This is a genomic window from Mesorhizobium sp. M7A.F.Ca.CA.002.05.1.1 (genome assembly GCF_003998335.1).
GTDB lineage: Bacteria > Pseudomonadota > Alphaproteobacteria > Rhizobiales > Rhizobiaceae > Mesorhizobium.
This window is the reverse complement of record NZ_RZQI01000679.1, coordinates 1-3,309: the sequence shown is the minus strand read 5'-3', so window position 1 is coordinate 3,309 and position 3,309 is coordinate 1. Positions and strand designations below refer to the sequence as shown.

Sequence of the window (3,309 nt, the reverse complement as noted above, 5' to 3'; positions counted from 1 at the left end):
AGATAGCGCACCGGCCTGTCATCGAGCTCGATGGCGCCGCCGCGCAGAAAGTCGCGCTTGTAGATGCCGGAGACGATCTTGAAGGTTTCGGTGCGGCCGGAGCCAATCAGCCCGAACACACCGGTGATCTGGCCCTCGAAGATCGAGAAGGACGTGTTGCGCACGACATTGCTCATCGAGATGTCCTGCACCGACAGCACCTTCTTGCCCGCCTTGCGAAGCTTCGCTTCGTCGCGCTGCCGGTAGATCTGTCCCGACAGCGTGCGCCCGACCATGGCGGAAACGATCCTGTCGCGGTCGAAAGCAGAGGTGTCGTCGGTGATGACCAGCTCGCCGTCGCGCAGGATGGTGATGCGGTCGGCGATATCGAGCGCCTCTTCCAGCGCGTGGCTGATGAAGACGATCGACACGCCGCTCGCCTTCAGCCGCCGGATCAGCGCGAAGAAGTGCCGCTTTTCTTCCGGCGTCAGCGTCGCCGTCGGCTCGTCGAAGATGATGATCTCGGCATTGTGGTGCACCGCGCGCGCGATCTCGACCATCTGCCGCTTGGCAGCACCCAGCGTCGCCACCATGGCGTTCGGGTCGACGGGAAAGTTCAGCGATTGCAGGAATTGCTGCGCCGAAATGTAGGTGCCGCGCAGCCGGTTGAGGAACTTTTCGGTGCCGAGATAAAGGTTCTGCGCCACCGTCATCGACGGCACCAAGCTGGTTTCCTGGAACACCATGGCGATACCGGCCTGAAGCGCCGCGTGCGGCGAGGCGTAGGCGATCTCCTGCCCCTTGTGGAACATCTTGCCCGAGGTGGCGTCGACCACACCGGCGATGATCTTGGTCAGCGTCGATTTTCCCGCGCCGTTCTCGCCAAGCAGCGCGTGGATCTCGCCCTTGCGCAGGTCGAAGCTGACATTCTTCACAGCGGGCACGCCGCGGTAGTTCTTGGTGACATTCTCCAGACGGACAATCGGTTCCATCAGAAACCTCCCGTGGCGACGGAAAGGATGCAGTCGCCGCCCCTGGAGGCGATGAACAGAAGACCGTCCTTTTCCGCAACGCTGCAGATGCCATGGCGCGTGCCATTGGCGCGGCTGTGCAGGCTGAATTGCGGCTGCATCTTCTGGTCAAGCCTGACCACCAGCCCGTAGGAGCGGCTCGGCGACCACGGCTTGTGGATGCCCATGGTGCGGATGCCGCCGCATTGCAGCGGCTCGAGGAAGCTGCGGCTGGAGGCCAGCGCTGGCGCGATCCAGTAGGCAGGCGGCACCTGGCTCAGCATGTCCTGACGGTAATGCGTTTCCTGTAGCACGAATTCGATCAGCCGGTTGCGCGGCGCAAACAGGGTCAGCCACGCCCCACCATCGGCGGAAGGTGACAGCCGCGCGGGATAGCCGGGCAGATGCGTCAGAACCGTCGAGCGGCTGCCCGTCGCGCCATCGAAACGCACCAACTGATGACGCCAGCTTTCGCTGACTAGCACATCGCTGCCGACTGGATGCAGGCCATAGGGAAAGGCAATCTCGCCGGCGACTTTGCGGAAATCACCGCCCGCGGCGTCTCGCTTCCACAGCGAACCGGAGGCACCCTTCTTCATCAGATCGGCGGCCCATTGCGACGGCGCGTGCTCGGCCGAGCCATTGGCCAGCCACAACGTGCCGTCATCCGCATAGGCAAGTGCGGTGATGCAGCTGAGGTCAGCCGGCAGCGAAACGTCGCTGCCGCCAATCAGCAGCTTTCCGCTTTCCAGCCCGACCGTCAGTTCACCGGATGGCGACAGCGCCAGCGCGGTGACGGCAGACGGAAAAGTCTCGACCACGACAGGTTCCGCTCCAGCCGCAATCGAATGGATGGCGTTGCCGCTGGAGGCCAGCAGCCTGTCACCGGCGACGAGCAGATTGTCTGGTTCCGTCATCTCGGCGAAAGCCGGCGCATCATCCAGCCGCGTATTGGGGCGAAAAGCGCCGTCGAGCGGCGGGATGGTGACCGCCTTGCCGCGAAACAGGCCAAGCACCGGATCGAGGATCATGGCTTTGCTCCCCAATAGGAAGCGGGACTGGTCCAGTTCGGGTCGGCGCCTGCGATCTTGTAGCGGCCGATGCGGTTGTTGAGGATGCCGCCGACGAACAGATATCCCTTGTGCTCGCGCATCGAGGTGACCATCGGGTGCGCGCCACCGGTGAGGTCGCCCATCGCCTCGACAATGCCGCCCTTCTCGTTGAACTTGACCACGCCGCCGGTGTTGATGTTGGGGAACAGCCATTCATCCTGCGGCAGGCGGCGCGTCATGCGCTTGCGCATGTCGGGATGGCGCAGCGACAGGTCGAAGCTCGGCGTGCGCATGCCGAGCCACGCCATCCAGTAATTGCCATCGGAGGCGCGGTTGATGTTGTCGGGATAGCCCGGCATGTCGCGGATGACGCATTCGGCGGTGCCGGCCTTCGGCCCTTCCAGCCAGTAGCGATGCACGCGGCAGGCCCAGCTTTCGGCGAAGAACAGCGACTTGCCGTCATGCGCCATGCACACACCGTTGGTGTAGCGGTAACCGTCGAGCAGCGTCTTTGTCGAACCATCCTTCGGATCGTAGACCAGCAGCCGGCCGGTGGCGCGGTTCTCGATCGAATCCAGCGCCCAGTCATGTGCGTCGTAACGCTTGGTCGAGTCGGTGAAATAGATGCGCCCGTCGGGTGCGATGTCGCAGTCATTGGGGTCACGCAAACGCGCATCGTCGACGATCGAGGTCCACGAACGCGATGTCTCCGCCGACAGGCGTTTGACCTCCCGATCCGGCGAGACCGAATAGAGCCCCATGGCGCCGACGCAGCTGATCAGATTGCCCGATTTGTCGAAGGCGAGACCGAGCGGGAAGCCGCCTATATGGGCAAACACTTCCGATTTGACATAGTCTGGCGCGAAGAAACGGACGATCTCGCCATGACGCGTGCCGCAATAGAGATTGTCGTCGCGGTCGAGGACGACGTCCTCGGGACCTTCGACCGCGCCAAGCCCTATGAGCTCCGCCGCGCCAAGCCTGTCATTGACGGCAAGCACGTCGGTTCCGGTCGGCGGCGTCAAATTCGGCAGCTTCAGATAGGTCGGCGAGACATAGACTTTGCTCAACAGCTTGCCGCGGTTCTTCACCCATTTGGCGTCGAACAGCACGGCGGCGATCAGCACCAGACCGAGGATCAGCTGGTTGACCGAGCCGGGCATCGACAGGCGGATGAGGCCGCTGGTCAGGATCAGCACCAGGATGGAGCCGATCACCGCATTGCCGACCGAACCGCGGCCGCCACCCAGCGAAACGCCGCCAAGCAC

The 3,309-nt window shown here is 63.4% G+C and carries 3 protein-coding genes; all 3 read right to left on the bottom strand.

From position 1 onward, the window contains the following. A partial coding sequence (locus EN939_RS26480; protein WP_164751233.1) for an ATP-binding cassette domain-containing protein occupies window positions 1-971 on the bottom strand: 971 nt, incomplete at its 3' end. Beyond that, window positions 971-2,020 carry a hypothetical protein gene (locus tag EN939_RS26475; protein WP_127270711.1) on the bottom strand — a complete coding sequence of 350 codons (1,050 nt, stop codon included), beginning with the start codon at window positions 2,018-2,020 and terminating at the stop codon, window positions 971-973. The genes EN939_RS26480 and EN939_RS26475, both read right to left, overlap by 1 nt. Further along, window positions 2,017-3,309, bottom strand: a 1,293-nt coding sequence (locus EN939_RS26470; protein WP_206528342.1) for an SMP-30/gluconolactonase/LRE family protein, incomplete at its 5' end; no start/stop codon positions are given. The genes EN939_RS26475 and EN939_RS26470, both read right to left, overlap by 4 nt.